Annotated in this window: 25 protein-coding genes; 2 read left to right on the top strand and 23 right to left on the bottom strand. The window is 61.8% G+C overall.

The window, feature by feature from the left end; translation table 11 throughout:
- The 23 genes from V9K84_RS04450 to V9K84_RS04340 form a co-directional block, all read right to left on the bottom strand.
- Positions 1-300 (bottom strand): hypothetical protein, encoded by a 300-nt coding sequence (locus V9K84_RS04450; protein WP_338794099.1) that lies wholly within the window; start codon positions 298-300, stop codon positions 1-3.
- The gene (locus V9K84_RS04445; protein WP_338794097.1) at positions 301-1,995 is read right to left on the bottom strand and encodes a portal protein; all 1,695 of its coding nucleotides are present in this window, start codon (positions 1,993-1,995) and stop codon (positions 301-303) included. It abuts the gene before it with no gap.
- 2 nt (positions 1,996-1,997) lie between these two features.
- On the bottom strand, positions 1,998-2,261 hold the full coding sequence (locus tag V9K84_RS04440; RefSeq protein ID WP_338794095.1) for a hypothetical protein: 264 nt from the start codon (positions 2,259-2,261) through the stop codon (positions 1,998-2,000).
- A gap of 10 nt (positions 2,262-2,271) precedes the next feature.
- Positions 2,272-3,768, bottom strand: coding sequence for a terminase (locus tag V9K84_RS04435; protein ID WP_338794093.1), 1,497 nt, complete (start codon positions 3,766-3,768; stop codon positions 2,272-2,274).
- Positions 3,746-4,288 carry a terminase small subunit gene (locus V9K84_RS04430; protein WP_338794091.1) on the bottom strand — a complete coding sequence of 181 codons (543 nt, stop codon included), beginning with the start codon at positions 4,286-4,288 and terminating at the stop codon, positions 3,746-3,748. Before V9K84_RS04430 ends, V9K84_RS04435 begins: the two co-directional genes overlap by 23 nt.
- A gap of 7 nt (positions 4,289-4,295) precedes the next feature.
- The gene (locus tag V9K84_RS04425) at positions 4,296-4,547 is read right to left on the bottom strand and encodes a hypothetical protein (RefSeq protein ID WP_253086337.1); all 252 of its coding nucleotides are present in this window, start codon (positions 4,545-4,547) and stop codon (positions 4,296-4,298) included.
- The gene (locus V9K84_RS04420) at positions 4,544-4,999 is read right to left on the bottom strand and encodes a lysis system i-spanin subunit Rz (RefSeq protein ID WP_338794088.1); all 456 of its coding nucleotides are present in this window, start codon (positions 4,997-4,999) and stop codon (positions 4,544-4,546) included. The genes V9K84_RS04425 and V9K84_RS04420 overlap by 4 nt, the downstream gene beginning before the upstream one ends.
- A 4-nt stretch (positions 5,000-5,003) precedes the next feature.
- Positions 5,004-5,231 carry a hypothetical protein gene (locus tag V9K84_RS04415; RefSeq protein ID WP_338794086.1) on the bottom strand — a complete coding sequence of 76 codons (228 nt, stop codon included), beginning with the start codon at positions 5,229-5,231 and terminating at the stop codon, positions 5,004-5,006.
- Positions 5,228-5,749 carry a glycoside hydrolase family protein gene (locus V9K84_RS04410; RefSeq protein ID WP_338794084.1) on the bottom strand — a complete coding sequence of 174 codons (522 nt, stop codon included), beginning with the start codon at positions 5,747-5,749 and terminating at the stop codon, positions 5,228-5,230. The genes V9K84_RS04415 and V9K84_RS04410 overlap by 4 nt, the downstream gene beginning before the upstream one ends.
- Positions 5,746-5,991: a holin gene (locus V9K84_RS04405; RefSeq protein ID WP_253086334.1), complete on the bottom strand. Its 246-nt coding sequence runs from the start codon at positions 5,989-5,991 to the stop codon at positions 5,746-5,748. Before V9K84_RS04405 ends, V9K84_RS04410 begins: the two co-directional genes overlap by 4 nt.
- Positions 5,992-6,175: 184 nt before the next feature.
- The gene (locus tag V9K84_RS04400; RefSeq protein WP_338794079.1) at positions 6,176-6,538 is read right to left on the bottom strand and encodes an antiterminator Q family protein; all 363 of its coding nucleotides are present in this window, start codon (positions 6,536-6,538) and stop codon (positions 6,176-6,178) included.
- A 291-nt stretch (positions 6,539-6,829) separates the two neighbouring features.
- Complete coding sequence (locus tag V9K84_RS04395) at positions 6,830-6,982, bottom strand: hypothetical protein (RefSeq protein WP_338794077.1); 153 nt, start codon at positions 6,980-6,982, stop codon at positions 6,830-6,832.
- Positions 6,979-7,242, bottom strand: coding sequence for a hypothetical protein (locus V9K84_RS04390; protein ID WP_338794075.1), 264 nt, complete (start codon positions 7,240-7,242; stop codon positions 6,979-6,981). The genes V9K84_RS04395 and V9K84_RS04390 overlap by 4 nt, the downstream gene beginning before the upstream one ends.
- Positions 7,239-7,838: a recombination protein NinG gene (locus tag V9K84_RS04385; RefSeq protein WP_338794073.1), complete on the bottom strand. Its 600-nt coding sequence runs from the start codon at positions 7,836-7,838 to the stop codon at positions 7,239-7,241. Before V9K84_RS04385 ends, V9K84_RS04390 begins: the two co-directional genes overlap by 4 nt.
- Positions 7,835-8,422, bottom strand: coding sequence for a DUF1367 family protein (locus V9K84_RS04380; RefSeq protein WP_278929606.1), 588 nt, complete (start codon positions 8,420-8,422; stop codon positions 7,835-7,837). The genes V9K84_RS04385 and V9K84_RS04380 overlap by 4 nt, the downstream gene beginning before the upstream one ends.
- Positions 8,415-8,840 (bottom strand): hypothetical protein, encoded by a 426-nt coding sequence (locus V9K84_RS04375; protein WP_338794068.1) that lies wholly within the window; start codon positions 8,838-8,840, stop codon positions 8,415-8,417. The genes V9K84_RS04380 and V9K84_RS04375 overlap by 8 nt, the downstream gene beginning before the upstream one ends.
- A complete protein-coding gene (locus V9K84_RS04370; RefSeq protein ID WP_338794066.1) occupies positions 8,837-9,169 on the bottom strand; it encodes a hypothetical protein in 333 nt (110 codons plus the stop codon). Before V9K84_RS04370 ends, V9K84_RS04375 begins: the two co-directional genes overlap by 4 nt.
- Positions 9,169-9,348: a hypothetical protein gene (locus tag V9K84_RS04365; protein WP_338794064.1), complete on the bottom strand. Its 180-nt coding sequence runs from the start codon at positions 9,346-9,348 to the stop codon at positions 9,169-9,171. The genes V9K84_RS04370 and V9K84_RS04365 overlap by 1 nt, the downstream gene beginning before the upstream one ends.
- A complete protein-coding gene (locus V9K84_RS04360; protein WP_338794063.1) occupies positions 9,348-10,142 on the bottom strand; it encodes an ATP-binding protein in 795 nt (264 codons plus the stop codon). Before V9K84_RS04360 ends, V9K84_RS04365 begins: the two co-directional genes overlap by 1 nt.
- Positions 10,132-10,971, bottom strand: coding sequence for a replication protein (locus tag V9K84_RS04355; protein WP_338794061.1), 840 nt, complete (start codon positions 10,969-10,971; stop codon positions 10,132-10,134). The genes V9K84_RS04360 and V9K84_RS04355 overlap by 11 nt, the downstream gene beginning before the upstream one ends.
- 74 nt (positions 10,972-11,045) lie before the next feature.
- On the bottom strand, positions 11,046-11,237 hold the full coding sequence (locus V9K84_RS04350; RefSeq protein ID WP_338794059.1) for a hypothetical protein: 192 nt from the start codon (positions 11,235-11,237) through the stop codon (positions 11,046-11,048).
- A gap of 49 nt (positions 11,238-11,286) precedes the next feature.
- Positions 11,287-11,481, bottom strand: a complete 195-nt coding sequence (locus V9K84_RS04345; protein WP_207877482.1) for a hypothetical protein — start codon at positions 11,479-11,481, stop codon at positions 11,287-11,289.
- Between the two features lie 33 nt (positions 11,482-11,514).
- Positions 11,515-11,754 (bottom strand): hypothetical protein, encoded by a 240-nt coding sequence (locus tag V9K84_RS04340; RefSeq protein WP_338794054.1) that lies wholly within the window; start codon positions 11,752-11,754, stop codon positions 11,515-11,517.
- Positions 11,755-11,834: 80 nt separating this feature from the next.
- On the opposite strand from V9K84_RS04340, the gene V9K84_RS04335 reads away from it, so the two are divergent.
- Positions 11,835-12,530 (top strand): hypothetical protein, encoded by a 696-nt coding sequence (locus tag V9K84_RS04335; RefSeq protein ID WP_338794053.1) that lies wholly within the window; start codon positions 11,835-11,837, stop codon positions 12,528-12,530.
- On the top strand, positions 12,517-13,125 hold the full coding sequence (locus V9K84_RS04330) for a hypothetical protein (protein WP_338794051.1): 609 nt from the start codon (positions 12,517-12,519) through the stop codon (positions 13,123-13,125). The genes V9K84_RS04335 and V9K84_RS04330 overlap by 14 nt, the downstream gene beginning before the upstream one ends.
- Positions 13,126-13,153: the final 28 nt, after the last annotated feature.

Genomic DNA, 13,153 nt, shown 5'->3' with positions numbered 1-13,153 from the left:
TCATTCCTCGCTATTGACCGTGGTGTTTTCCGTGACCATCACCTGGTACAGGTGCGGGCACAGGGTGTTGATGCGCTCCAGCAGGCTCAGGCCGTGCTGGCGGCGACCTTCGTTGAAGGCCATTGGGATTGGTTTCGGGTCGTAGACCGGATGGAACACGCGAGCAGCCTCAAGCTGCTTCCACACCAGGCGCCGGCCACGGGGATCTGCCATCAGCCACTTGAAGTCCTGGGCTGCCTGCTCTTGCTCCAGGCGTGCGGCGTCCTCCCGCTGCTGCAGGATCTCGGCGTCTTCGACCATTTAGGCCCCCAGCATCTGACCCAGGACGTTGTCCGGGGTGACTTCGGTTTCAGACAGGAGCTTGGCGCCCTGGATGGCTTGGCCCATGGCCTGCTGCGCCTGCTCGGCCTGCTTCTGGCGCGCGCGCTGCTCGCGGATGGCCGCGACCTGATCGGCGCCACGGACAACGGTCGGCACCACGCCGATGGCGTCGGCGTACTCCTCGACGAGCTGGTCCGAGTCGACCTTGTCCAGGACCTCGGGAAATGCACCCGAGAGGTTGCCGGCCAGGGTCGCAAAGCGCTCCAGCCCCAGCACGTTCTGCGACTTCTGGGCCTGGGCCAGGATCGATACGTACACCGCCTGAATCTCGCTGTTCGCGTTGATCAGCTCTTCGGGCGGTGGCGGCAGCAACGGGTCGCCATCGATGATGCCGGCCCAGATCGGGACCGACTGACGCAGCATGATGTTGAAGGTACGGTCGATCAGCGGGTCAAGCAGGTCATCGTTGATGCGCTCCAGCACCGGGCCGAGCATCAGCATCTTCTCTTCCTTGCGTGCCGCGATCTCGGTAGCGGTGCGCACGGTGTCTAGCTGGCTGACCATCAGGAACAGATCGACGAAGAAAGCCTCGTTGATGCGCGCCTCGTGCTCCTTGATCTTGCTCTGGATCGGTGCCAGCCAGGCCGCATTCGGCTGGTAGATCGGTGCCATCTGGTTGTGGCCGCCAACCATTGGCACGTACGTCACGCCGCCTGGGATGGTGCTGCTGGGCTGGCCCTTGAGCTCTGCGGGAGCCTGTAGGGGTGGGTTAGCCCCGGTCTCGGTCATGCGTGCGGCCTGGCGCTCGTACAGCTGCAGGGCCTTCACGTCGCCAAGGCAAATGCGGCCAGGGCCGGTGCCGTAGGCATCGCCTGGCAGCAAGTCCCAACGAAACGCCATGGCCGGGAATTCGTGATAGCCGCGGTGCTCGAGCACCTGGTCGCCAGGAGCCCCAGCTTCCCAGGTGAGCGCGCTGAACGGCAAGCTGCGGCCGTCTGCGCGGTCTGGGTTCGCGTTCATGTTGAGCTCAACCCGCTGGGCACAGCTGATGAACTGGTCGCCGTTGCCTGCGTCCAGCATCGACTGTGCTGTGGGGCTCAGCGACGCTCTGCCGAACTTCTCGGCAAGTTGGTTCACGGTCCACTTGAATTCGCGGTAGATCGCGTTGCAGCGGCCGTCTGCGCCGTTCGCCAGGTAGTACTCGCCCCAGGTGAACGCCTCGCAACGAATCACGGTGTCCGGGCTTTCATCAACCCAGATGCAGCCAGTGCCGAATGTGGCGCCTTCCTGGTAGCAGGTCGGAAGCACCTGGTACAGGTTCGAGCGCAGAAACACGTCGCGCATGCGCTGGGTGCACTCGTAGAACCACGACTTGACTGGGCCAAACTCCATGATGGTTCGCGCCACGGGCGCAAGGTTGAACCACGGGCGGGCTGGCGACGTGATGCCGCTCATCATCCCCGACGCCGTGGTGCGGCTGGCCATGGTCGCCCGGTTGTTGATGATCTTGTTGTTGCGCCGGTCGCCGCGGTTGGTGTCGTCGGACATCACCCGGGAGCGCATGGGCAGGATGAAGTCGGAGATTTCCTTGGCGTTCACATCCCAGGACGACCGCTCATTCTTCAGCGCCAACAGCCGCTTCTCGGCCAGCTTGCGTGGGCTGTCGGTGGCCATGATTATTGCCCCAGCAGGGTCTTGGTGGTGGTCGGCGCTGCTGCCGCGCTTGCACCGCCCAAGATGGTGGACGAGATGCCGGCAGCCTTGGCGCGCCGGCGCTTGTCATTGGCCAGGCCTTCAGCATCAGCGGTGGACACGTCGTTGGTGTCTACCTGTTCAGGGGTGGTGTCGTTGCTTTTCGGCGCGCTGAATGAGTCGCCGAGCACGGCATCGCTCAAGCCGAGCGTTGCAACGCTGGCCACTTTCTTGACTGCTCCGCCCACGGGGGAATCCTCAGTTATCGAATGGGTCGTAGTCGGACACGTGGCTGCTGCCACCCCGCCCGGCCTGGTACTGGCTCTTCATCACCGGCATGGTGAAGGTCAGGGCCAGCGCGTCTCCGTCGTCTGGGCTGATGCCCAGGCGCTTCTTGATGTCTTTCTTCTTCTCCAGCGCGATCTGGTCCGACCCGTTGTGGTCGTACTCGGGGCTGGTGAGTTCGGTTTCGAGCTCGGTATCGCTCTCGATGGCCAGGCCTGCCTTGATAGCCTCACGCATGCGCCACCAGATGTAGGTCCGCATGTTCGCGTAGTGCCGGTCGGGCGCCTGGCTGGCGAAGTTCACGTCGATGATCATCACGCCGGGCAGCAGGCGCCGAAGCTGGTCGGCGACCGGGCCGCCAACCCCGGTGGAGTCGACGAACACCGCATCAGGCCGGTGCTCGACCACCAGGGTGCAGACCTTGGCAATGAACGGTGTGGTGTCGCGCGTCTCGCTGCCGGGGATCTTGATCGGCTTGATGCTCTTGGCATCCATGCCGCGCCGGAACCGAATGACGTTGTTGTCCATGCCGCCGCGGGCAATGTCGATGCCGCAGACCAGGGCGTCGTCCATGCCGAACACGCCTTCGCGCCGCATGGCCTCGGCCACCCAGTCGGTTGGGATCAGCTGCAAGTCGGAAGCCCTCGGGAACATGCCGCGAACGCGGATACGGACGAAGTCGCTGTCTTCGCCGTAGTCGGCGATCCACTTTGCGATCTGCGTCTTGTTGGTGCCGTCGACAGTGCGGCTGTCGACCTGGCGGTGCCGCCAGCGGTGCTTGAACTTGGTGAAGCACTCGCGGAAGCGGCCGCTGTTACGGGTCGGGTTGCCGAAGGCAGCCCAGATGATTTCGGTATCGGCGTCGGTCAGCGCGCCCTCTGCCACTTCCCATACCAGATCGGCGATGGCCGAGGCCTCGTCGAAGATCAGCAGAATGCGCTTCCCTTCGTTGTGCAGGCCGGCGAAGGCCTCGGTGTTGGTGTCGGACCAAGGCACCGCGTCGATGCGCCAGTTCTTTTCGTGGCCCGGGTCGGTGCTGATCAGCGCGGTGCCGGTCAGCTTGAACCAGTGGGCGGTGATCGAAAGGCGGTTCCACTTGGCCACCTCTGGCCAGGTCTTGGTGCGCAGCTGGCTTTCGGTGTTGGCCGTGACCACTCCACGGGTGTCGACCTCGGTGTCGAGCGCCCACTTGATGATCCAGGACACCAGCGCAGACTTGCCGATACCGTGGCCGCTGGCCACCGCCTCGCGGATTACCTCGCCGCGATCTCTGGCGCCGGCACGCAGCTGCTCACCGATCGAATCCAGCACCTCGCGCTGCCACTTTCGGGGGCCGGTCTTGTTGGCCAGCTCTGTGCCTTCCTCGCCCCATGGAAACGCATACAGGACGTAGCCCAGCGGGTCGTCAGTGAAACTGGCGATGTCGTCCGCCAGCTCCTGCTCGTAGTCAATCTCGGCGGGAGCGGTCACGGGCACGCGCCTTGGCCTTGGCCATTCGGTCGGCGAGCCCGGTCACGTTCACCTCAACCTGCTCCTTGAAGGCGTTCACGTTGACGTGCTTGCCCAGCAGCTCCAGGTTTCGGACCTTGTCGGGCCACTTGATCTTCTTGAGGAAGGCCATGGCTGCCCGAGAATCCTCAGTCGCCCTGCCGATCTCGGTGATGTCCATGCCGGACAGCGACAGCCGCCACGCCTTTGGCCAGTCGCTCAACGCCTTGAGAGTCAAGTCGTCGTTGAGGATATCGATCACATCCAACTGATCGATCTCTGTCAGCCGCTGCAGCACGTAGTCGGCGTCGACCTTCAGCCGCTTGCTACGATCCTGCATGGCCTGTTCTATGGCTGCCTTGACTGCTGGCCGCTTCATCAGCTGGTAGGCCTGCTCACGGGCCCTTGCTGGGGCATACCCTGCCCTGATGGCCGCTTGCGTTGCGTTCAGGTCGACCAGGTACTCGACGACGAAACGCTGCTGCTTTGCGGTCAGGGCCATCAGTGGATCACTCGCCGGTTGCGGCCGGGGCTACAACCTCGCCGCTGTTGGTTGTTTCGCTGGTGCTGGTAGTGCTCGAGCTATCGGCAGGCTGATCGACAACGGCCGGCACCAGGCGCATCCACTCGAACCTTGGGAATATCGCTGCGGTACCGCCGGCCGCCGCATACAGGGTCAGGCCGAGCGAGTCGTTGACATGGGTTACGGCCTCGATACGGTGCACCACACCATCGGGTGTCTTCACTTGGTACTGTGTCATTGCGCTGGTCCCGTGCAAGCCGTGCGGACATAGTCCTGCAAGGCGTTCAGTTGGCGGATGGCGTCGTCGCCGTCGTTGGCGATTCGGACAATTCGTTCAGCAGCCGCTGGGTCAAGTTCGGCTCGCGCTTCTGCATGGCCCACGCCGGCGGCGGTGGCAGATCCAGTGGCGGTGCAACTGGTGGCGAGGACTGACAGCCGGCGCTTGCCAGCAGCGACAGCAGCACGCAGGTCTGTATTGGTCTGGTTCGCACGTTCGCGCTCCTGGGTGTGCTGGGTGTCGAGGTCGGCCAGCAGCTTGATGGTGTTGCGGCGCGACTCTGCGGCGCGCTGCAGGGTGTCGATGTCCTGGGCCTGCTGATCGAGCTGGCCGGCCTGGTGCTGGATCTTCTGCCAGCCGCCGTACATGAGCAGGCCGCAGGCGACCAGGGCGGCTATCAGGTAGTTGGTCATCGGATCACCTCTTGTACCAAGTCAGCTCAAAGCAGCGTGCTTCAGCGGGGATCTCGGCCTTGGGCCAGCGCAGGCAGTCCATGTGCTTGCGCTCTGGCCGCTTGCGGTTCACTCGAAGCGTCTGCACTAGGTATGCCGAACCGGCGGCGGTGGTGATGAAGTCGCCGACCGCAATGCCATCAGCCCCATCGACGTACAGCTTGCAGGGCGTATAGGGCTGTCTCCGGCTCATTGCGCGCCCATGCACTTGGCGTGGCGGTCGAGCTGGCGCTGCCAGACGCCCCAGCAGCGTTTGTTGGGCTGGCCGTTGACCTTGGTGCTGCAGTCGTAGCCGGCGGCGAACCGGTACTTGAGCAGGTCGTGGCAGGCCTGGACGTAGTTGCCGGCCAGCAGATCCCGGCGGGGCGAGCCTGCGCGCCAGGTGCCCATGCCGTACTGGCCGACGAAGTCCATGTACAGGTCGAACTCGTCCTGGAACAGCTTCACGCCCGGCAGGCTGGCGGCGAATGCCTTCTCGTCCTGGGTCAGCAGGTTCCGGGCCAGCACCTCGGCGCGCTGGCGGGTGATCGTGTCACCCATGCGGACCCTGGTGCCGTCCTCGTAGCGGGTGCTGCCGTGACCGATGGTGGGCACGTCGCCCTTAGTGGGGATGACCGCCACGTCGGTGAACCCCTCACTGGCCTTCCAGGTGCCGAAACCGGCAGCACTGACAGCCAGCAGGCCTACAGCAATGCGCTGGCGGACGCTCATCGCTCGCACTGCTCACGCAGGGCCCGGAGCCGGGCAGCGCTTTCGGCTGACTCGCGGCGGTCCTTACGGATCTGGAACCACGTGTTGACCAGGAAGCCCAGGGCGGCCAGTGCCACACCGATGATCCCGATCCAGTTCACCTGGGACAGCCAGCCGGCCAGGCCCGCTGACGCCCCCACCAGCATGCCTTTGTTCGCCACCGAGGCGCCGACTGCTTCAACGATGCCTTCCGGTTTCGACATGCTGCTACTCCTGCTGCCTGGGGCTTTCATAGGGCCTCCAGAAACGACAAACCCCGCTCGATGGCGGGGTCTGGTGATGAATTCATGGATAACAAAAAGCCCAGCGCGATGGCTGGGCTTGTTTGAAGCGGTAAAACCGCAATCTGACGGCAATATGCCAGTCTTGTGTTAACACGTCAACGAGTTAAGCGGCCTGCTTCATGTCGCAGCAGGCCTGGACGTAGTTGTTGCCAGCAATGATCAGCTCGCGCACCTTCAGCCTTGGCATGCTCATGATCTTTCCCACCTGCTCCATGGTCATATCAGTGCAGTAGTAGATGCGCAGGCAGTCTGCAGTTCCGGGCCTACGTCGCCACAGCGCTGCCACCGCCGAATCAACCATAAGCGCCTCGTCATCGGTGATGTCGGCCGGAAGGCGGGATGTCGGTTGCTCTACGTTGTCGCGCATGATGGCGTAGATCTGGGAGACCCCATATCCTGGGATGCCGGCGCCCTGCCACACCCAGCGCCCCCATTGCGTCAGTAGCTCTTCGGCGTCGTATATCATCGCTCACCCCCTTTTGCCAGAACTTCATATCCCGCACTAACCCAGCTGCCTTTCGCCCATGAAAACGGCCTGTACCACTTAGCTGACGATACCCACCGTTCTGCAGAGTCGTAAAAACAGCCTCGCGCCCCGCAAGCTTGGCAAACTTCCCGCCGGACATTGAACACATACGCGCCTTGAGCAATATGACCTGGGCCTGATGGTTGAAGCCTGATCTGTTTGCAGGAGCTGCATCGAACGTTATTAACAAATCTCACTGGACCTCTCCTTGCGTAGTTCTGCGTATGAAGTTCAGCGGTTGCGATCTTCGTTCATACTGCTTTGCAACCCCTCCTCGCGCTTGCTCTTCATCGCGATCAGCTGGCCGCGCCCGAGGCACCAGGTGGAACCGATTGCCATGGCCAGCAGCAACATGCAGCCCGTGTCAGTGATGGTCCAGGTCATGCTGCAGCCCTCCGACTCAAATGGTTTTCGCATCGCTTGCAGCGGGTCCAGTTTCCGGCCTCAAACATCGGTGCCCGTCCGCTGGTGAATGCATCAACGCCACAGAGAGACCTCCAGGCGTAGCATTGGCCGCCATCAGCGTCTTTGGCTGATTGCTCCTGCACGAAGTAGTGCGCTCGTACCGAAAATGGAAAGGCAGGCTTGAGCCAGCCGCGCTCGGCTGTGCTCGCAGGCCCGGTGATCATCGCTACCTGGTTCATGCAGCCTCCTTCAGCTGTTTGATCTTTGCCCGGTACTCGGCCTTGATGGCCTTGAGGTCGTCGATGGTCAGGCGCTGGGGCTTATGAGGCCCTTCGAGCCAGTCCACGTGGTCGGCGCCGATGCGCTTCACCAACCGGATGCGGTACTCGACCGCGTTGCCGGACAGGTTTCGATTGCACTTCACGCACTGGCGGTGCACGTTGAGCGGCTCGAAGCGCAGTTCCGGGCACGCGCCCACCGACCGGTAATGCCCGGCGTCCCAGCGGCTGCCGGTGATCAGGTCGTGGTCGCTGGGGAGCGAGTCGCAGCTGATGCAGGGCAGGTGCTGGTCGCGCAGGCGGATGTATGTGTTGAATTCGGCCTGGGCCTCGCGCATGTAGTCGCCGCGGCTCTTCAGCTTCTCCTTGCGCACTTTGATCTCGCGGCGCTCGCGCTGGTCGATGGCCTTGCGGGCCTTCTGCTGGTTGGCCGGGGCATGGGCAAGTGCGCACTTCGGACTGCACACCACCTGCGTGCTGTTGAAGCTCGGCCGGAACTTCCCCCCGCAGGCCTTGCAGGTCTTCTGCTTCACTTCCTTGAGGGCTACGCGCGTCATGCAAAGCTCCCGATCTGGTCAGCAGCAGCCAGGGCGGCCTGCTCTGTTTCGAAGTGAGCCGACAGCACCAGGCGCCAGCAGGCGTTGAACACGTCGCGGTACAGCGGCTCGAAGGCCGTGTCATCCATTGCCGCCCAACTGATCGACTTGGCTTCCTTGCGGACCCCTTCGGGTGTGCGCACCAGGTGGAAATGGCCGGCCTCGATGGTCACCCACTCGCGGAACGCTTCACGGCTCTTGTCGACTGCAGGGAAGCGCTGGGCGCGATCGGCTTCGAGCTGGGCGATGTAGGAATCCACGGCAACTGAGAGCTGCCCTGGCTTGCCGCTGCACTCCTCGAAGTACTTGGCCAGGCCACGAATGCCCCGCAGCTCCTGGCGAGGCACCAGGCCGCCCACCGGCTCCCAGTAGTCCCAAGCCAGATCGAGCATGGCGAAGAACTTGCCGTGGAACCTGGCGTTGCGCATCTTGGTGAACTTGCCGTGGATGACCTGGCCAGCCTTCCAGCACTGGATGGTTTCTCGGTCAGCCTCGGTGGCCGGCACTAGGCCCTGGGCCGTGCGGATAAGTGCAAGCTCAGCCATGGGGCGCCTCCTTGGCCATGGCCGCGTCGATTGCTGCCTGAAGCTTGTCGCCGGAAGGCAGCATTCCAGGGCCTATCGAGCCTGCAATCGCCTTGTATTCAACAACGCCGCATCCATCGCGCAGCCACCTATACCGCAAGGCATCCTTGCGCAGCGCCTCGTTCTCGGCCTTGAGCTGGTCGCGCTCACCAGTCAGAGCATGCAGCGTCATCCTGGCGCCACACACCTCCTTGGCGCGCTCAGTTGCTATTTCGATTTCGTGTTGCGCGACTACTTCAAGCCGCTCGATCTCCGCGAGCAGGGCTAGGACATCAGCCGCAGGAACGCCGATAGCGGGAACGGGATCGCCTTTTCCAGCCTGATGTTCGGACACCAGGCGTTCGGCGAAATCCCTCAGTTTTGCCTTGTCGATGCTCATGGCGCCACCTTCAGGCCGGCTTTCTCAAGCGCATGGATCGTGTAAGAAGGGGTTTTCGAGCACATTGGGTCGGTCACCTTGGCAGCCTTTTCGGCATCGAACACGGTCATGCCGCCGCCACAGGCCGCGTAGTCGGCAACCCAGTGCGATGGCGCACCCAGGTCCACCACCACGGCCTCGCGGGAGGCTTGCCAGAAGACCCATGCATCACCAGTAGTGCCCCAGTAGTAAGATTTTTCATCCGAGCCCAAGCGGAAATCGCCATCCTCCCAGCCCATAACTTCGCGGGCGAAGCTCTCGAACTGCTCGCGCATCTTGTTGGTGTCCATCAGTGCTTCTCCTCACGCTTGCACAGCAGCTTCCAGGCAACGATCACCGGCCAGCCGAACGACAGCACCAGCAGGAATGCATAGTGCTTCCAGGTCCTGGCCTCCTCGGCCGCCAGGCCAACCAGTAGGCCGAAGAAGGTGGTTTGCACCCATCCGTAGAGCAAGATTGCGGTATTCATCACACCACCTCCTTGCCACGGTGCGATTCCCAGGTGAACGGCAGCACGATCACCCCGCCCTCACGCAAGCGGTCGGCGGAGCGCTCGCCCATTGCCGCCGGCAGTTCGCGAACATCCAGGTTGGAAATCACGATGGTGGGCAACATCCGCTCGTATCGGCCGTTGATGATCGAGAACAGGCGGCTCAGCTCGAAGTCGCTCGGGGCCTCTTTGCTGGCACCGACCTCGTCCAGCACCAGCAGCGTGGGACGCACCAGTGCGTCGAGGATGCTGCCCTCGGTCTGGCCTGAGCTGCCGTCGAAGGTCGCGCGGATCACCTGCAGGATGCCGCCCAGCGTGCGGTAGGCTGCGGTGTACTCGGTCAATGCCATGACGGCCTGAGCCATGGAGACGCCCAAGTGAGTCTTTCCGGTGCCAGGATGGCCAACCAGGATCACGCAGCGCCCTGCCTCCAAGTTCTGCTGGAACTGCTCGACGTAGAGCCGGCAGCGCGCCAGGGCCTTGGCCTGGCCAGGGCTGGAAGCCTGGTAGGTTTCGAAGGTCTTGCCCTTGAAGCGCTTTGGCACCAGGGCATCGCCGAGCTTCCAGGCCAGTTCGTGGCGTTGACGTTCGACGAGCTCAGCCTTCTCCTTCGCGATCCGGGCGGCCTTGCAGTGCGGGCATGGCGAACGGAATGTGTGGCTCAGCACCTGGGTGACGGTGGCCGGGTATTCCCCGTGCTCCTCGCAGACCGCCATCGAGGTGACTTGTGGGCTGGCCATGCTGGACAGGTGCACGACTTTCTCAGAACGCATAGGAACCATCCTCTCGGGGGATCAGGCCGGCGGTGTAATCGCGGTCAGCGAAGCCGTGGTGGCGTGACTGGGCAGCCGGAGCGGCTTCGGCCAGGCGCTTGATCACCCAGGACGCCTTGAAGCCCTGCCACCCGGAATTCAGCGCTTCGGTGATTGCGTCGTTCGCGGAGATACCGGCGTCGGCGCACTTGGCCAGCTCGGTGTTCACGGTTGCCCAGACGGTGGCGGTCACAGCAGCGCGCTTGACCTTGCGCTGGGCCAGCCAGTCGGCCAGCAACTGCTCAGGGACGTTGTGCGGGTTGTCAGCCAGCAACTGGGCCATACCGAATGGTGCCTTGCGCTCAGCCTTCGGTGGCTCGACGGGCTCTTGGGGGGGATTAATCTCTTTCGAAGAAAGAGTTAATAGGGGTTCTTTCTTGGAATAGAGAAGGGAGTCGTCGGTTTCGGTCTGTTTCGCAGTAGATCCGATTCGGACGATTTGAGCCGAGTCAGACGATATGGTCTGTTTCGGATGCTCAACAAATACCCACTCCTTCGGGTCGCACAGGCCGATATCGCCACGGGCACCACCCTCACGGAACAGCACTCGGCGGCGCAACAGGCCAGAAATAGCCTTGGAGATCGTGTCGGGGTGAATGTTGGTGGCCTTGGCGATGGCGGTGGCCGGGATGCGTTGGGCGCCTTCGTTGAAGTTCAGGGTGGCCTTGGCCACGTACAGCACGACCTTCATCTCGTGCGCCGACAGGTTGATGGCCATCAGGCCATCCATCAGCTGATTGTCCATCCGGGTAAACCCCCCGGTGTTGCGTAGCGGGATGATATTTGTCATGATTCGTCTCGTTGAATAGCTGTCGAAGAAACCACCATGCCCGGTGGTTTTTTTGTGCCCGGCCTCCGGGCGCACTACCGTTTGCGGAACGCTTGAATCGTTCCTGTCATTGCCCTTGGCCTGGTGCGCCTGGTCAGTTCCTGCTGAATCCCGAGCTTGGCCAGTTCGCTTGGGGTCATCCCCCGCCGCGCCGCCTCGACCTCCAGCAACTTCAACTCTTCCGGGTCAAGCAACTCGCCAAGCTCCATGCCCTGCTTTTCTGGCATATCGCCTCCGGTCCTTCGCTGGTCCCTACTGGGTCCCTGCGGTTTCTCTTCAGGCCGCGCGGTCGTCGCGGATAGAATTGCCAACAACATCGAGCAGCCAGGACTTAAGAACTTCGCGGGCCAGCACGGCTTTCTTGGTGCCGTGAATCTGAGCGGCGTATTCCAGAAGGCCGTCGAACTTGTCGTCCAGCAGGACCTTCATCTGGTTGATGTTCTTTTCGCTGGGTCGTGTCAGGTCGCTCATTGCGGGTGCTGCTCCTAATGGGTTGAAGGTGGGTTAAGCGGCTGATTTTTTTGGTGACGCATGGGAAAGAAGCCACTCAGGGTCGAACGGTTTTCCGTTTCCCTGAGCGACTTCGGCCAGCGCCTTGGCGTAGCTCGTTTCCCCGGTGTATTCGGTGCGCGGCAGGCACCCTTTGGCGATCCATTTATCAACGGATTGCCGGCTGACCCGGCACGCGGCCGCTGCTGCGATGGGTCCGCCGGCGCTTTCAATTGCGGTATGAACGGCGTTCATGGCGTGATGCCTCTTATCAACTTGCGGTTGATATTACAGATCAACTGACTGTTGATGCAAGCGTATGAGACGATCAACCGATGGTTGAGATAGAGAAAATCCGCGCCGAGTTTTCGAAGCGCTTGCATGAGGCGTGCTCAATAGCGGGCGTGCGAGAACGCGGCCGCGCCGTGGACATAAAGAGCGAGTTGAAGCGCAGGGGCGTTGACACCTCAACCACTGCTATAGGGAAGTGGTTGAATGGCGATTCGATCCCTGAAAAAGACAAGCTTTTGCCGCTTTCTGATTGGCTTGGCGTCAGACCCGAATGGCTGGAATACGGTCGCGGGCTTCCCCTGCCGAGCCTGGGCTTTGAGGTTTCAGAGACCGCTTCCCATTACTCGCTTGTAGAGGGAATGAAGGCCGGGGCTGCTCTTGGAGCAGTTGCAGGGATGGCTATGGCAGCGGCCTCGCCAAGGGCTGGCAGCAATGATATAGACCAGGTTGAGCAGCTACCCATGCCTCTTACGCTCTGCGTACGCCATGCAAAAAAGGCGTTAGGGCAGTCGAAAAGGAAGGGGGCAGAGGAGTTCGCTCAATCAATCGTTGGTGTGCAGCGATGCCCACGAGAAGCTGTTGAATTGATCGATGCGATACTCGAAGCTCTTGCCTTGGAGGAGCTCGATCCTGAAGAGATAATGGCCCTCACCACCCTGGTGAAGAAGCGCAGGAACGAGAAGGTGCATGGAATCACCTCTACCAGATCGGAAGGGATGCGAGACAATGAACTTAAGTGAAGACAAGCTTTATAAAGCTCACGAGAGACATGCCAGGACGCTGACTTTCCTAGTCTACGCCGCGTTTGCCGGCATAGTGTTTTGGCTTGACGGAGTGATCAGATCCTCATACTCAAGCTGGGCCGAGGGTGCCTATTTCCTTCTCTATATCGTTTCTTTTTTCGCCATATTCGCGTTTTCATCCATCACAGAATGGTTCTATGCGAGGCTGTCTCGAGAAACCGAGCAGCCAAAGCCCCATCCTCCGCTTGCACTCCACTTCAAGGATGCAAAGAGCGTGATGGAATACTCATGCAAATACATGGACACTTCGCTGCGCGATGGCGAGTGCACGCCATGCATCGTCATATCCACAAGCTCTTCCAAGGAATCGGGGTCATTTGCTGTCATTGACTATCCAACTGGTGATGGGCTAAAGCGTGGAATTGCCACGTTCCCGAGCGAGCGTGTTCCCCAGGGCGTAGCCGGAAAATTATGCGCCGCCCTGATCGGGCCGCCTGTCGATGCCTTAGGGCCGCCTGCTTTTCTGGTCTTCGCAGAGCTTGAGCCAAGCTGGATAGATGGAGCTTGGCAAATCAAGACCAGGTTTAGTTAATCTCGCCGAATTCCCACAGCCCGCCTAG

Source organism: Pseudomonas sp. AE27 (genome assembly GCF_037113495.1).
GTDB classification, from domain to species: Bacteria; Pseudomonadota; Gammaproteobacteria; order Pseudomonadales; family Pseudomonadaceae; genus Aquipseudomonas; species Aquipseudomonas palmensis.
The sequence above is the reverse complement of the archived record's forward strand: the minus strand, read 5'-3'. Positions and strand labels throughout refer to the sequence as shown.

Bases quoted from the DNA above. Each gene is read 5' to 3' on its own strand.
- V9K84_RS04355 (WP_338794061.1), bottom strand. From the start codon at position 10,971: ATGACAAATATCATCCCGCTACGCAACACCGGGGGGTTTACCCGGATG.
- V9K84_RS04375 (WP_338794068.1), bottom strand. From the start codon at position 8,840: ATGAGCATCGACAAGGCAAAACTGAGGGATTTCGCCGAACGCCTGGTG.
- V9K84_RS04420 (WP_338794088.1), bottom strand. From the start codon at position 4,999: ATGACCAACTACCTGATAGCCGCCCTGGTCGCCTGCGGCCTGCTCATG.
- V9K84_RS04390 (WP_338794075.1), bottom strand. From the start codon at position 7,242: ATGAACCAGGTAGCGATGATCACCGGGCCTGCGAGCACAGCCGAGCGC.
- V9K84_RS04415 (WP_338794086.1), bottom strand. From the start codon at position 5,231: ATGAGCCGGAGACAGCCCTATACGCCCTGCAAGCTGTACGTCGATGGG.
- V9K84_RS04385 (WP_338794073.1), bottom strand. From the start codon at position 7,838: ATGACGCGCGTAGCCCTCAAGGAAGTGAAGCAGAAGACCTGCAAGGCC.
- V9K84_RS04425 (WP_253086337.1), bottom strand. From the start codon at position 4,547: ATGACACAGTACCAAGTGAAGACACCCGATGGTGTGGTGCACCGTATC.
- V9K84_RS04430 (WP_338794091.1), bottom strand. From the start codon at position 4,288: ATGGCCCTGACCGCAAAGCAGCAGCGTTTCGTCGTCGAGTACCTGGTC.
- V9K84_RS04370 (WP_338794066.1), bottom strand. From the start codon at position 9,169: ATGGACACCAACAAGATGCGCGAGCAGTTCGAGAGCTTCGCCCGCGAA.
- V9K84_RS04345 (WP_207877482.1), bottom strand. From the start codon at position 11,481: ATGAGCGACCTGACACGACCCAGCGAAAAGAACATCAACCAGATGAAG.
- V9K84_RS04395 (WP_338794077.1), bottom strand. From the start codon at position 6,982: ATGACCTGGACCATCACTGACACGGGCTGCATGTTGCTGCTGGCCATG.
- V9K84_RS04360 (WP_338794063.1), bottom strand. From the start codon at position 10,142: ATGCGTTCTGAGAAAGTCGTGCACCTGTCCAGCATGGCCAGCCCACAA.
- V9K84_RS04365 (WP_338794064.1), bottom strand. From the start codon at position 9,348: ATGAATACCGCAATCTTGCTCTACGGATGGGTGCAAACCACCTTCTTC.
- V9K84_RS04445 (WP_338794097.1), bottom strand. From the start codon at position 1,995: ATGGCCACCGACAGCCCACGCAAGCTGGCCGAGAAGCGGCTGTTGGCG.
- V9K84_RS04340 (WP_338794054.1), bottom strand. From the start codon at position 11,754: ATGAACGCCGTTCATACCGCAATTGAAAGCGCCGGCGGACCCATCGCA.
- V9K84_RS04330 (WP_338794051.1), top strand. From the start codon at position 12,517: ATGAACTTAAGTGAAGACAAGCTTTATAAAGCTCACGAGAGACATGCC.
- V9K84_RS04400 (WP_338794079.1), bottom strand. From the start codon at position 6,538: ATGATATACGACGCCGAAGAGCTACTGACGCAATGGGGGCGCTGGGTG.
- V9K84_RS04410 (WP_338794084.1), bottom strand. From the start codon at position 5,749: ATGAGCGTCCGCCAGCGCATTGCTGTAGGCCTGCTGGCTGTCAGTGCT.
- V9K84_RS04450 (WP_338794099.1), bottom strand. From the start codon at position 300: ATGGTCGAAGACGCCGAGATCCTGCAGCAGCGGGAGGACGCCGCACGC.
- V9K84_RS04405 (WP_253086334.1), bottom strand. From the start codon at position 5,991: ATGTCGAAACCGGAAGGCATCGTTGAAGCAGTCGGCGCCTCGGTGGCG.
- V9K84_RS04335 (WP_338794053.1), top strand. From the start codon at position 11,835: ATGGTTGAGATAGAGAAAATCCGCGCCGAGTTTTCGAAGCGCTTGCAT.
- V9K84_RS04350 (WP_338794059.1), bottom strand. From the start codon at position 11,237: ATGCCAGAAAAGCAGGGCATGGAGCTTGGCGAGTTGCTTGACCCGGAA.
- V9K84_RS04380 (WP_278929606.1), bottom strand. From the start codon at position 8,422: ATGGCTGAGCTTGCACTTATCCGCACGGCCCAGGGCCTAGTGCCGGCC.